The organism is Actinomadura sp. NPDC048021 (assembly GCF_040653135.1).
In the GTDB taxonomy this organism is placed as follows: Bacteria; Actinomycetota; Actinomycetes; order Streptosporangiales; family Streptosporangiaceae; genus Spirillospora; species Spirillospora verrucosospora.
Window position 1 is genome coordinate 98,689 of record NZ_JBEZJQ010000016.1, and the last position, 12,885, is coordinate 111,573.

General features: G+C 72.3%; 12 protein-coding genes. 9 read left to right on the forward strand and 3 right to left on the reverse strand.

The features are described 5' to 3' along the window. Positions 1-6 precede the first annotated feature (6 nt). The gene (locus AB0C87_RS25935) at positions 7-534 is read left to right on the forward strand and encodes a hypothetical protein (RefSeq protein ID WP_353833140.1); all 528 of its coding nucleotides are present in this window, start codon (positions 7-9) and stop codon (positions 532-534) included. A gap of 199 nt (positions 535-733) precedes the next feature. Next, positions 734-1,858, forward strand: a complete 1,125-nt coding sequence (locus AB0C87_RS25940; protein ID WP_360579950.1) for a methyltransferase domain-containing protein — start codon at positions 734-736, stop codon at positions 1,856-1,858. 140 nt (positions 1,859-1,998) lie between these two features. On the opposite strand, the gene AB0C87_RS25945 is transcribed toward AB0C87_RS25940, so the two are convergent. Beyond that, the gene (locus AB0C87_RS25945) at positions 1,999-2,961 is read right to left on the reverse strand and encodes a zinc-dependent alcohol dehydrogenase family protein (protein ID WP_360579952.1); all 963 of its coding nucleotides are present in this window, start codon (positions 2,959-2,961) and stop codon (positions 1,999-2,001) included. 153 nt (positions 2,962-3,114) lie between these two features. Between AB0C87_RS25945 and AB0C87_RS25950 the strand changes: the two genes are divergently transcribed. The 3 genes from AB0C87_RS25950 to AB0C87_RS25960 all read left to right on the forward strand — a co-directional run bounded on the left by AB0C87_RS25950 (position 3,115) and on the right by AB0C87_RS25960 (position 5,178). Next, positions 3,115-3,753: a helix-turn-helix domain-containing protein gene (locus AB0C87_RS25950; RefSeq protein ID WP_360579954.1), complete on the forward strand. Its 639-nt coding sequence runs from the start codon at positions 3,115-3,117 to the stop codon at positions 3,751-3,753. Then, positions 3,750-4,658: a hypothetical protein gene (locus tag AB0C87_RS25955; protein WP_360579956.1), complete on the forward strand. Its 909-nt coding sequence runs from the start codon at positions 3,750-3,752 to the stop codon at positions 4,656-4,658. The genes AB0C87_RS25950 and AB0C87_RS25955 overlap by 4 nt, the downstream gene beginning before the upstream one ends. A 154-nt stretch (positions 4,659-4,812) precedes the next feature. Then, a complete protein-coding gene (locus tag AB0C87_RS25960; protein WP_360358101.1) occupies positions 4,813-5,178 on the forward strand; it encodes an Mth938-like domain-containing protein in 366 nt (121 codons plus the stop codon). Positions 5,179-5,208: 30 nt separating this feature from the next. On the opposite strand, the gene AB0C87_RS25965 is transcribed toward AB0C87_RS25960, so the two are convergent. Both AB0C87_RS25965 and AB0C87_RS25970 read right to left on the reverse strand, forming a co-directional pair. Then, positions 5,209-6,654: a serine/threonine-protein kinase gene (locus AB0C87_RS25965; RefSeq protein ID WP_360579958.1), complete on the reverse strand. Its 1,446-nt coding sequence runs from the start codon at positions 6,652-6,654 to the stop codon at positions 5,209-5,211. A gap of 105 nt (positions 6,655-6,759) precedes the next feature. After that, positions 6,760-7,212, reverse strand: coding sequence for a hypothetical protein (locus tag AB0C87_RS25970; RefSeq protein ID WP_345183631.1), 453 nt, complete (start codon positions 7,210-7,212; stop codon positions 6,760-6,762). Between the two features lie 300 nt (positions 7,213-7,512). Here AB0C87_RS25970 and AB0C87_RS25975 point away from each other — a divergent pair, with 300 nt between their 5' ends. The 4 genes from AB0C87_RS25975 to AB0C87_RS25990 all read left to right on the forward strand — a co-directional run bounded on the left by AB0C87_RS25975 (position 7,513) and on the right by AB0C87_RS25990 (position 12,839). Next, positions 7,513-8,070, forward strand: a complete 558-nt coding sequence (locus tag AB0C87_RS25975) for a hypothetical protein (protein WP_353833133.1) — start codon at positions 7,513-7,515, stop codon at positions 8,068-8,070. Positions 8,071-8,330: 260 nt separating this feature from the next. Next, positions 8,331-8,852 (forward strand): hypothetical protein, encoded by a 522-nt coding sequence (locus AB0C87_RS25980; protein ID WP_360579960.1) that lies wholly within the window; start codon positions 8,331-8,333, stop codon positions 8,850-8,852. Positions 8,853-9,094: 242 nt separating this feature from the next. After that, a complete protein-coding gene (locus tag AB0C87_RS25985) occupies positions 9,095-9,463 on the forward strand; it encodes a hypothetical protein (protein WP_360579962.1) in 369 nt (122 codons plus the stop codon). 289 nt (positions 9,464-9,752) lie between these two features. Beyond that, positions 9,753-12,839: a BTAD domain-containing putative transcriptional regulator gene (locus tag AB0C87_RS25990; RefSeq protein WP_360579964.1), complete on the forward strand. Its 3,087-nt coding sequence runs from the start codon at positions 9,753-9,755 to the stop codon at positions 12,837-12,839. The last annotated feature ends 46 nt before the right edge of the window (positions 12,840-12,885 follow it).

The following is a 12,885-nucleotide window of genomic DNA, read 5'->3' on the forward strand; positions in this document are numbered from 1 at the left end:
AACGACATGCTCTCGATGATCAACAAGTTCAAGAACAACGCCGAGGAGCGGGAGAGCAAGGACGAGGCCCTCATCGGCGAGATGGTGTTCACGATGGCGCACCTGGGATGCCCCGTCATCGGGATCAAGTCCGGCGGGGACCTGCAGTACGTGCGGTTCAAGCCCGTGGGCGACCCGGTCCTCTACAGCTTCACGATCGTGCTGGACCGCAAGACCGGGGACGGCGTGCTGCAGCAGGCCGTCCTGGGCAGCAAGGCGACGCTGACGTTCGTCGCCGAGGTGAAGAACCACATCGCCGACCCCGACGATCTGGTGGCGATGTTCCGCACCGACATGGCGAACATGCTGCGCAGCCCGTGGTTCGGCGACGTCAAGCTGGACCACCAGCTCAACTCGATCACCGCCACCAAGAAGCAGCTCATCGACATCGACGACTACGCCGACGCCGACGGCACCGACCGTGACCGGCTCAGGCAGCTCCTCCAGGGCACCATGCAGGAGCTGCGCGAGAAGGTGGCCCCCTACAAGAAGTGATCCGCCCTGAGAGGTCGTAACAGAATCAGCGGACGAGGCGTCGGGAGGCGGATGTGGAGAAGGGCCTAGACTGCCGCTCATGACGTTCTTCTTCCACCTGCGTTAGCACGCCGTCGGCGAAGCGAGGATCACCCGTCGTCGGCGAGGCGGGGCGGCGGAGCGCTGCCCCGGGTGCTGACGTGGGAGAAGAACGATCATCATGCGCATTCCGCGCGCCCGCCTGGTCGCCCGCTGCGTGCGTGGCCTGGAGCCCGAAGTCGCCGCCGAGATCCTGGAGTCGGGGCTAGGTTCCGTCACCCGCCTCGGTCATCGCGAGGTCCACTTCCGTCTGCGCTCGTCGAGGCCGGAGCCGATCCCGGCGCTGCGCACGGCCGACGACCTGTTCCTGTCGGCCGCGCGCGGACCCGACATCGGGACGACCAAGCATGACCTGCACGCCCTCGCCGAACTCGCCGCCCTGGCCGACACCGATCTACTGGTGCGCCTGCGCCGCGCGCTGACGCGGGCGCCGGCCGAGGTGCCGGGCATCGATGTCTCCGCCTCCTTCCTGGGGCGGCGCACCTTCAGCCGGTACGACGCCGAGGACGCCGTGGGCATGGCTCTGGCCGGGCGGCTCGGCGTCCCCTACCACTCGCGGCGAACGGGCTCCGCGCCTCCGCCGGGGTCCTGGGGGTGGCGGCTGACCCTGGACGGCGCGCACGCCGCGCTCATGATGCGGGTCGGCGACCGGCCGCTGCACCGCCGCGCCTACAAGCAGCGGATGATCAAGGGAACCCTGCACCCGCCGCTGGCCGCGGCCATGGCCCTGCTGGCAGGCATCCGCCCGGACCACACCGTCCTGGACCCGTGCTGCGGCGCGGGAACCCTGCTGATCGAGGCCGCGCTCGCCCGGCCCGGCGCCCGCCTGTACGGCTTCGACCTTTCTCCCGACGCCGTCGCGGCGGCGCGGGCGAACGCCTCCGCCGTGCCCGTCCGCGTGGACCGCGGCGACGCCGGCCGCCTTCCCCTCCCCGACGCCAGCGTCGACCGCGTCCTGTGCAACCCGCCCTGGGGCGCCCAAGTCCACCCCGGCGGGCTGCTCGCCGACTCACCGTCCCGCTGGTGGACAGAGCTTCGCCGCGTACTGGTTCCGGACGGCAAGGCCGTGCTCCTCCTGCCCACCTCCGAAACACTGACCGATGCCATCCGGCACGGCCTCGTCCCGGTCCACGTCCAAGGCGTCCGTGTCTCCGGCGCTGAGTCCTTCATCGTCGGCCTGCACCCGGCAGCGTCCTTGAAGGCCCGGAGACGCACAACGAGCCGGACGGAACGGAACCCTCGTTGAGACAACGAACGCACCCGCCCACACCAAACCCGGACATCACGCCGTGTCGCATCGCATGCACATTTTGTGATGACCTCTAAGCGGGGATCCGGTGATCGGTGAGCGCGGAGTGGCTGGACCGCGTTCCCGTTCTGCCCGGCTCAGGGGGTCAGGACGATTCTGCCGAACACCTCGCCCGCGTCCATCTTCCGGTGGGCTGACGCCGCCTGGTCCAGTGGCAGCACCTCGTGGACGGCCGTGCGCAGGTCCCCGTTCGCGGCCTCGGCGAACTGGGACGTCCGCACGGCCTGCCTCTCTGGGCCGGGGACGGTGTCGGAGCTGAAGGTGGCGAATGACAGGGACCTGCGGAAGGCGTCCATCAGTCGCATGCCGAAATCTGCCGGCGGGTGTCCGCCGACCACTCCGACGGCTATGAACCGCCCGTTGGGGTGCAACATGTCCAGGAAATGAGGAAGGCGGGGTCCGCCCACGACGTCGAGCACCACGTCGAAGCCCGACGGCGCGCCAGGGCCGCCATCTCCGGATCGGTCGAGGACGTGGGTCGCGCCCAGGTCCCGCAGGCGGGCGCCGCGCTCGGCCGACGAGGTGGTGACCGCCACCGCGCCGGCCCCGATCCTGGCCGCGAGCTGGACCGCCGTGATGCCGATGCTGCCCGCCGCGCCGCGCACGAGCACCGCCTCGCCGGGCGCGAGGCGGGCCCGGTCCAGGGCGAAATGGGCGACCACGCCGGAGCCGCCGAGCGTCACCGCGTCGGCGCCGGTCAGGCCGTCGGGGAGCGGCAGGACGTCCTCGACAGCGGCGACGGCCTGCTCGGCGTACCCGCCGGCCAGGCCGGTGAACGCCCACACGCGCCGCCCCGTCCACGAGGCGTCCACGCCCTCTCCGAGGGTGGTCACGCGTCCCGCGACCTCGCTGCCGAGGAGATGGCCCTCGCGGAAGCCGTGGGCGGCGAGCGTCCCCCGGCGGATCACGGCGTCCACGCCGCCCACCCCGATGGCCTCCACGGCGATCCGTACCTGCCCCGGGGCGGCGACGGGCACGGGCAGGTCGACGACCTCCAGCCCCTCGGGGGCGCCGAACTTCCTGATCACGACGGCTTTCATCCTGGTTCCTCCGGGGGATGCATGGGACGGGTCACGGCCGTGGCGGCCGTGGACGGCGAACCTGCCCCAGGCCGGGCGGGCTCTGGGGTGGGGCGCGCCACCGGCTTCGGAACGTAATGGGCGCACCCGTCCGACTGGTTAAAGTGAGAGGCGATGACCGGCCGTTTGCCTCACACCGCGCGTTCCGACGCCCGCGACAACCGGGCCCGCATCCTGGCCGCCGCCCGCGCGGTGTTCGGCGAGGAGGGCCTCGGTGCGCCGATGCGGGAGGTCGCCCGGCACGCGGACGTCGGCCCGGCCACGCTGTACCGGCACTTCCCGACCAAGCGGGCGCTGATCGTGGAGGCCTTCGACGAGCAGCGGCGGGCCTGCCAGGCCATCGTCCGCGACGCCCTCGCGGACCCGGACCCGTGGCACGGGTTCCGGAGCCTGGTCGAGCGGATCTGCGAACTCCACGCCCGCAGCCGGGGGTTCGCCGACGCCTTCATGGCGGCCTTCCCCGAGGCCATGGACTTCGCCGCCGACCGGGAGCGGACTCTGCGGGCGGTCGCCGAGTCGTCCCGCCGCGCCCAGGAGACCGGCCGCCTGCGCCCCGGGTTCGTCGTCGACGACCTGGTCCTCATGCTCATGGCCCACCGAGGCTTGCCGGACGCACCGCACGACGCCCGGCTCCAGGCGTCCCGCCGTTTCGCCGCCTACGTCATCGAGGCCTTCCACGCCGTCCCGGAGACGGAGGCGCCCGCGCCCCTGCCGGAGATGCGGCACCGGAAGCAGACCGGGCGGTCATCGTGAGCACCACGGCAAGAAGCCCGCTGGACGGCCTGAAGGCGGTCGACTGGGCTGGCCTCCACCACGCGTACGGCCCGGCTGACGACGTCCCCGGCCAGCTCGCAGCGCTTCTGTCGGCAGACGCCGAGGAACGTCACCAGGCTCATGCCCGGCTGAGGGGGAACGTCTATCACCAAGGAACCCGCTGGCAGGTGAGTTGTCATGTCGTTCCGTTCCTGACCGAGCTGGCGGACGATCCGGCAACGCCTGATCGTGCGGCGGTGGTCGATCTGCTCCGCGCCGTCGCGCTCGGAGACCGCGACGACACCTGCCTCCCGTTCGAGCCCGACCGTGCGTTCGCGCAGGCCGACAACGTGACCAGCACCGACGTGGCAACGGTCGTGGGCTGGCTCTATGACGAGGACGCCGAGCCCGGGGAGTGCGATGCGGTCGCGGTGTCCTGGGACCGCGACGCCTACCTCGCGGCCGCCGCGATCAGCGACCGGTTCGTCGCCTGGACCCGGGATCCCGACCCGATGATCGCCGCGATGGCGGCTGAGCTGCTGGCCTGGTTTCCCGCCACCCGGCCCGTGGTCACGCACCTGATGGAGATCCCCGAGACCGGGGAGCACCGGGTGGCGCGCGCGAGCGCCAACCTCAGCCTCGGCTATCTCGGCCCGGACGAACCGGCGATCGACGACCGGTTGACGACCTTGCTCACCGCCGGGACCTTCGGCGTCCGGCTCACCGCGGCCGTCGCTCTCGCGATCCGGCTCGGCGATCGGATGCCCGATGCCGGATTGCAGGTGCTCGCCGAGGCGCAGGACCGTGCCGATGAGATCAGTACGACCGCGTTCCCGCTCCCCTGGGATCGGTCACTTCTCGGATTCGCCGCCCTGGCGCTCTACCGGATCGGGCTGTCCCCCTAGCTTCAGTTCACGGCGGAATCCGAGCGCCATCGGCGCTGCCTGACCCATGTCCGCGCGAAACGGCAACGACCTGACCGCGCGAAGGGCGCCCGAGCGCGGGTCCGGCCATACTGCCCTGAAGATCGGACATGCCATGGGACGGAGAGAATCCGCGATGACGACATCACCTCAGATCACACATGTCTCATGGGGCCGCATGGAAGTCGAGGGCCTCGAACCGGGCAAGGATTTCAAGCTTTACCCCGGCGGCGGCCGCGCCTGGGACTGGTCGGAGACCGGGACGGGTCACCAACCCGGGATCCAGCCCGCAGACGTCCAGGAACTCCTTGACCACGGGTGCACGGTCATCGTGCTCAGCCGCGGCATGGAACTACGTCTGCAGACCATGCCGGAAACTCTCAGGCTGCTGGAGGAAGCGGGGGTCGAAGTGCACGTGGAGGAGACCACGGCCGCCGTGAGGCTCTACAACGAGCTAGCCCGGTCCACGGCCGTCGGCGGCCTGTTCCACTCGACGTGCTGATCCGGCGGTATGCCCGCGGATCCGATGGGTTCAGAGCTTCTCTCTGAGGGCCCTTTCGATGATTTCGGCGATCTCGAGGACCTTGGCTCGCCGTTTCTCGTCCGTGCGCAGCGAAGGGGCCTCGCTGAGGTAGACGCCTATCTCGGCGTTCCGGAGGGTGAAGATGACCATTTCGGCGTGCCAGCCGCTCTGCCCGTCACCAAGGCGACTTTTCCGGACCGCCTCGTCTCCGAGGCCGGGGACCTTGGTCCACGTCAGCAGGTCGGCCACCGTGGCTCTCCGAGGGAGCGAGGCACGGATCGCGAGCGTGCCATCGACGGTCTTGGAACTGCCGTTGTCGGTGACGACGTCGCTCCACGTGCAGGCGTCGGCGTCTTCATGATTCTGGTAGGGGCCCCAGTCCAGGATCTCGCTCTCGTCGGGGTTGGACAGGGTCTCCCTGAGGGCCGGGCCCTCGCTGACGATGGCACAGGCGTCCGGGATCGACTCGAACTCGTCCTTCGAACCCGAGTCGGACGACCCTTGGAAGGGGAGCTTCACCCCGCCCGCCATCGTGACGATGACGAGGGGAATGAGAAGGACGAGAAGGCCCGCGATGGCCAGGGCGCCCTTTCCCGGTTTCCCATGTCCGGCATTCCTCACCAGCGGCCTTGTCGGAGTTCGCCCGTCCCGGACGGCCTTCAATTCCTGCGCGGCCTGCACCGAGGTCCAGCGTTTGCCGGGGTCTCTTTCCAGGAGGCCCCTCAAGACCGGCTTCAGCGCGCCGGACCGGACGAACGCGGGGTCGTCCCCCATGAGGAGCTGGCCGATGAGAGCCTCCAGCTCATCGGCCCGGAACGGCGGATGGCCCTCCACCGCCATGTAGAGGGTCGCCCCCAATGACCACAGGTCCGATGCCGGGCCCGGCGTGCCGGTCCGGAATCGTTCCGGGGCCATGAAGACGGGCGTTCCGACGAAACCGCCCGTCCTGGTGTACGCGGTGGCGTTGGAAACGGCCGCGATCCCGAAGTCGGTGAGGACGACACGGCCGTCATCGGCGATCAGGACGTTGGCGGGCTTGACGTCGCGGTGCAGGATGCCCGCCGCATGGGCGCGGTCCAGCGCCTCCAGCACGGCGAGCCCGATCTGGGCGGCCCTGGCGACGGGGACCGGACCGTCGTCGCGGACGATCTCCTCCAGGGAGCGGCCCTGGACGTACTGCATGACGATCCACGGGCCCGCCGCGTCGTCGACGACGTCGAACACGTTGATGATCGCGGGGTGCTCCAGCCTCGCGGCGGCGCGGGCCTCCCGCAGGAACCGGCCCTTGAGGTCGTCCCGGTCCTCCTCGGCCAGGCCGTCCGGGACCTGGAGCCGCTTCATCGCCACGTGGCGTTCCAGCGATTGGTCGAACGCCTTCCAGACGATCCCCATCCCGCCCCGGCCGATCTCGTCGCCGAGCCGGTACCGGCCGCTGATCACGTCCCCTCGCACCACAGCGCCGACCCTATCTCGTACAGACGCGGCCGTACGTTTGAACGCTCGAGGCATGCCGGGCGGGACGGAACGGGGGCCTGGCGTCGCCAGGCCCCCGCGGGTCGTTCAGAAGTCGGCGAACGCTTCGCCGACGACGATGCCGGCGGCGAAGCCGCCGATGACGGTGAAGGCGGCGAGGAGACCGAAGCCTCCGGCCGCGACGAGGACCGCGACGCCGCCGACGACGGCGAAGACGAGACCGCCTGCGACGATGCGCCCGCAGTTGTCCCTGGGCCTCGCCGCGCCGTAGGCGGCGCGGTAGGCGTCGCGGACGATCGCGCCGACGAAACCGGCGAAGCCGCCGAGGGCGCCGGCGATGAAGCGGTCGGAGGCGCCGGGGCCGACCATGTCGGCTATGTAGCCGGAGCAGGCGGACCCCGCCGGAGCGCCGCCGAAGCCGTGAAAGATCTCGGCGAGGTAGGAGGTGTGGAACAGGTGCTCGACGAGCCCTCCGCCGAACACGCCGGCGAAGGCGCCGATCACGATCGCGAGCAGCCCGTTCAGGACGAATCTCTTCATGGTTGTTCCCGGTTTGCGTTGGGGCGCTCGTGCTTCACGAGCGCCGGTCGGTTGTAGGAGACCCCGTGCTTCACCACGGGTGCTGGGCTCTACCGTGCCGGACCCGGCCCGCTCGGCAAGGCGGCCGCGGCCGGAGTCCGGCCGGATCGGGCCGAGGGCGTGCGCCTTGACCATGCGGTTCTCCCCCAGATCCGGTCAGCGGTGGTCAACGCGGCCCGAGGCCGGACGGTCCTTCGCGAAAGGGTCAGTGGCATACGCGTGTCCGGCGTCGCGTCGGACCTGTCAACTGACACACAAACCATGAACGTATTTCTCGGTATCCGGCTCGGTTCCGCACTCAAGGTCCTCAGGGCCACCGCTGTAGCGGCGGCGCTCGTCGTAGCCGGAGTGGCCGCCGGATGCTCCTCCCAGTCCTCCTCGGGGACTCCGGACAACGAGCGGCCGCCGTCCTCGGCGACCGCCCCCGCCGGGCCCGCGACCACCGTCGCGGACCCGAGCACGACCGCGACCGCGACGCCGTCCGCGTCGCCGTCCACCAGCCAGCCGGAGGCCACGGCCTCCGACACCTCGGTCCGCCCGGGCAAGGTCGTCGCCGCGTTCGAGGACGGGCCCGAGGGTCCGTTCCTCGTCCTCGCGCCGATCGACGAGGACCAGGGCGACCTGGAGTACGCGTCGGCGCACAAGGACTCCCTCCGGAACCTGGACGTGACGGCGCTGCCGATCTCGGAGGCCTGGAAGGTGAACGTCCCGGCCGACGTGCTCCCGGCGTGCCGGCCCAACCTGACGCGCATGGTGTTCAAGGACTACCCGTCCTGCACGGGTTCCGCGGACGCCACGCCCAGCACGACCAACCGGTGACGAGCCGGCCGGTCTGAGGTCGATCCCCGGGGCACGCCGCCCCGGGGATCACTTCTTTCGCGCGGTGGACGGCGCCGGCGGCGATGGTGTGGAAGACGAGCCCTCCGCCGCACACTCCGGCGAACCCGGACCAGGCGGTTCCTCCCTGCGTCCGGTCAGCGGTGGTCAACGCGGCCGGAGCCCGGACGGTCCCTCGCGAAAGGGTCAGTGGCATACGCGTGTCCGGCGTCGCGTCGGACCTGTCAACTGACAAACAAACCATGAAGGTACGCAAGCTCCTCAGGGGCGCCGGAGTAGCGGCGTTGTTCCTCGCGGTCCTCGTGGCCGCCAGGTGCTCCTCCCAGTCCTCCTCCCAGTCCTCCTCGGAGACCCCGAACAACGAGTGGCCGCCGTCGGCGACCGCTCCCATCGAGCCCACGACCCCCGTCGCGAGCACGACCGCGACCGCGGAGCCGTCCACCAGCCAGCCGGAGGCCACCACCTCCGACGTCTCGCTCCGCCCCGGCAAGGTCGTCGGCGCGTTCGCGGACGGGCCCCAGGGCCCGTTCCTCGTCCTCGCGTTGCCGGACGAGGACCAGGGCGACCTGGAGATCGCGTCGAAGGACAGCGACGCCCTCCGGAAGCTCGACGTCACGGGGCAGTCGATCTCGATGCTCTGGAAGGTGAACGTCCCGGCCGACGTGCTCCCGGCGTGCCGGCCCAACCTGACGCGCATGGTGTTCAAGGAGTACCCGTCCTGCACGGGTTCCGCGGACGCCACGCCCAGCACGACCAACCGGTGACGAGCCGGCCGGTCTGAGGTCGATCCCCGGGGCACGCCGCCCCGGGGATCACTGTTTTCCGGCCTTCTCCGCGCACCCATACTTCCGCGCTCTGCGCGCTCCACCGGCCCCTCCGAAACGCCTTTCGGAATTGACTTCGAAGTGCGGGGCCGGACGGTCAACAGCGTGACGGCTGTCGGAGCCGCCGCCGCGTGGCACGCCGTTTGGCGCGCCACGTGACAACGCAGAGGAAGGGAGCAGAAGTGGACCAGGAAACCGAAAGGGTGGAGAGCATCCCCCTCCCGGCCATGACAGGTCCCCGCGAACTGGCGGAAATCGGCTTCAACGCGGTGGAGAACCAGAACCGCCCCGTGCTGCTCGAACTCGATCGAGGAGTGACTTTCCTCGTTCGTCCGGGCATGAGCCTGGAGCTGGTGACCGCGGAGCTCGAATGGCTGTGGCCGCGCGAGCGGACGCCAGAGGAGTTCGTGGAGCTCGCCCACCGGCTGGCTCTGCTTCGGGACGCCCCGGTGCCCGTGCACGGGATCAGCGTCGAGCCGGGCCAGACCTTGGAACAGGTCTTCACCGCCTTGCTGGAGCAACAGCAGAAGCGGGATCACCCCAGAATCTGATGGATGCGTCACCGCCCGAGACGGGCCGTGACCAGGAGTGAACGACCTCCGGTCCGGCGGCCCCCACGGCCACCGGACCGGAGGAACCCCCGCCGAACACCACAAGAACAGCATTCACCCCCGAAAAGCCCGGGAACGTCGCTTCCGGTTTGTCAGGGTCGAGTCACCCGCCTGGCGGCGGGGCTTGCGGTGAGCGCGTCAGTAACCACTGGGGAATCGTGTCGGCGCTTGGTCATGGCGGGTGCCTCCGGAGGTCCGTGGAACCGCCGTAATGCGGAAGAATCGGGGGATGCAGTTCGGCGTTCTGGGGCCCGTCGAGGTCCGAGCGGACGGGGCGGTCGTCCCGGTGGGCGGGCCGTTGGTGCGGGCGCTGCTGGCGATGCTCGTCCTGGACGCGGGGCGGCTCGTCCCGGTCGAGCGGCTCATCGACGGGCTGTACGGGGAGGAGCCGCCGAGCGGGGCCGCCAACGCGCTGCAGTCGCAGGTGTCGCGGCTGCGGAGGGGGCTGGGCGATCCGGCGCTGGTCGAGGGGACGCCCGCCGGGTACCGGATCGCCGTGCGGCGGGAGGACGTCGACGTCCACCGGTTCCAGCGGCTCGTGGCGGACGCCAAGGCCGCGGGGCGGCACGAGGCGGCCGGCCTGCTCAGGGAGGCGCTCGGGCTGTGGCGCGGCCCCGCGCTGGCGGGCGTGGGCGTGCCTTTCGCGGCGGGCCAGGCGGCGCGGCTGGAGGAGGAGCGGGCCTGCGCCGTCGAGGAGTACGGCGAGGCGCTGCTCGCGGAGGACCCCGGGGCGGCGGTCGCGGCGCTGCGGGACCTGGTGGACGCGCAGCCGCTGCGGGAGCGGGCGCGGGCGCTGCTGATGCGGGCGCTGCACCGGAGCGGGCGGCAGGCCGAGGCGCTCGCGGTGTTCGAGGACGGGCGCGAGGTCCTGGCCGAGGAGCTCGGCGCCGACCCGTCGCGGGAGCTGGCGGACGTCCACCTGGCGATCCTGCGCGGGGAGGCCCCGGCGGCCGTCCGGGCGAACCTGCCGGCGCAGCTCACGAGCTTCATCGGGCGGGAGGAGGAGCTCCGCCGCGTCGGGAGGATGCTCGCGGACGGGCGGCTCGTCACGCTGCTCGGGCCGGGCGGGGCCGGCAAGACGCGGCTGGCGATCGAGGCGGCGGCGCGGGACGGCGGCGAGGTCTGCTTCGTCGACCTGGCGCCCGTCGTCTCCGGCGACGTCGGCAAGGCACTGCTCGGAGCGCTCGGGCTGCGCGAGGCCGGGATGCGTCCGGCGCCCGGCGAGCAGCCGCCGGACACGGTGGAGCGGCTGGTCACGGCGCTGGAGGGGCGGCGGGTCCTGCTCGTCCTGGACAACTGCGAGCACGTGGTCGCGGCCGTCGCGGAGCTGGCGCACCGGCTGCTGAGCGCCTGCCCCGAGCTGCGGGTGCTGGCGACCAGCCGGGAGGCCCTCGCGATCACCGGTGAGGCGTTGCGGCCGTTGCCGCCGCTGGAGCTGCCGCCCCCGGGCGCGGCGCTCGCCGAGCTGCCCCGGTATCCGGCGGTGCGGCTGTTCCTCGACCGGGCGGCGGCGGTGCGCCCCGGGTTCGCGGTGGACGAGGGCAACGCGGCGGCCGTCCTGCGGATCTGCCGGGCGCTGGACGGGCTGCCGCTGGCGATCGAGCTGGCGGCGGCGCGCCTGAGGTCGCTGCCGGTGGCGGAGGTCGCGACGCGGCTGGACGACCGGTTCCGGCTGCTGTCGCGCGGCAACCGGACGGCGCCGCCGCGCCACCAGACGCTCCGGGCGGTCGTGGAGTGGAGCTGGGACCTGCTGGACGAGGCGGAGCAGACCCTCGCGCGGCGGCTGACGGTGTTCGCCGGGGGCCTGACGCTGGAGGCGGCGATGGGCGTGTGCGGCCTGGACGACGCCGACGAGCTGCTGGTGGAGCTGGCCGACAAGTCGCTGGTGCAGAGCGACGGGTCCCGGTACCGGATGCTCGACACCGTCCGGGCGTTCTGCGCCGAGCGGCTCGCCGCGGCCGGGGAGGCGGAACGGTTCGAACGGGCCCACGCGGAGTACTTCGCCGAGCTCGCCGGGCGCGCGGAGCCGCACCTGCGGGGCGCCGAGCAGCTGGAGTGGCTCGAACTGCTCGCCGCCGACCACGGGAACCTGCACGCGGCGCTGCGGCGGACCGTCCGGTCCGACCCGGCGACGGCGCTGCGGATGATCGCGCCGCTGTCGTGGTACTGGTGGCTGCGGGGGCGCGTCGAGGGCGCCGCGCTGGCGTCGGACCTGCTGGACGTGGTCGGCACCGACCCGCCGGAGGGGCTCGACGAGGAGTACGTTCTGTGCGTCACGAACGCGGTGTCGGGCGGTGTCACGGGCGAGCGCGCGGTGGCGTGGCTCGACCGGGCCGCCGAGCTCCTGCGCGCCATCGACCGTCCCGTCCGGTACCCGGCGGTCATCGTGCTGTGGGCGCTGACGGCGGGCCCCGAGCGCACCGACATCGAGGTCTTCCAGCGGCAGGTCGGGGACGACCCGTGGACGCGGGCGCTGGTGCGGATGAGCGACGGCTTCCTCGCCCAGTTCGGCGGCGACCTGGCCGAGATGGAGAAGGCGTGCGAGGAGGCGGTGCGCGGTTTCCGGGCGTGCGGGGACCGCTGGGGCACGGCCAACTCGCTCGACCCGCTCGCGCAGCTCGCCTCCCTGCGCGGCGACCGGGAGCGCGCCCGCGCGCTGCTGGACGAGGCGCTGGACCTGGTCGGCCAGCTCGGCGCCCTGGAGGACACCGCCGACCTGCTCTACCAGCGCGCCGTCGTCCACATCCGCGCCGGCGACCTCGACGCGGCGCGGGCGGACTACGAGCGCGGCGCCGAGCTGGCGCGCCGGGCCGGCACCCCCGACAAGGTCGCCGGGGGCTGCCTGGGGCTCGGCACGGTCGCGCGGCTGCGCGGGGACGCGGCCGGGGCGCGGGCCCTGTACGAGGCGGCGCTGACCGGCTACGGCTCCGAGCGGTTCATCGCCGCCGCCGTGCGGGGCGCGGCGCTGGTCGGGCTGGGGTGGCTCGCGGCGGACGAGGGCGACACCGGACGGGCCCGGGCGCTGCTGCGCGAGGCGGTGGACATGTCGTTCGACCACCCGATCTTCGGCTACCAGGCGGACGCGGCGACCGCGCTGGCGGGTCTGGCCGCGCGGGAGGGCGACGGGGAGCGCGCGGCGCTGCTGCTCGGCGCGGGCCGGGCGCTGCGGGGCGTCGCGGTGTCCGGCGACCCCGACACCGAGCGCGTCCTCGGCCGGGTCCGCGGCCTGCTGGACGACGACGCCCGCGAGGCGGCCTTCGCGCGGGCCGCGGCCCTCCCCCGCGACCGGGCCTTCGCCCTGCTCGGCGGCGGCTGACCGGGCCCCCGTCCCGCCGTCAGCGGACGGTGCGCGGACGGTCAGC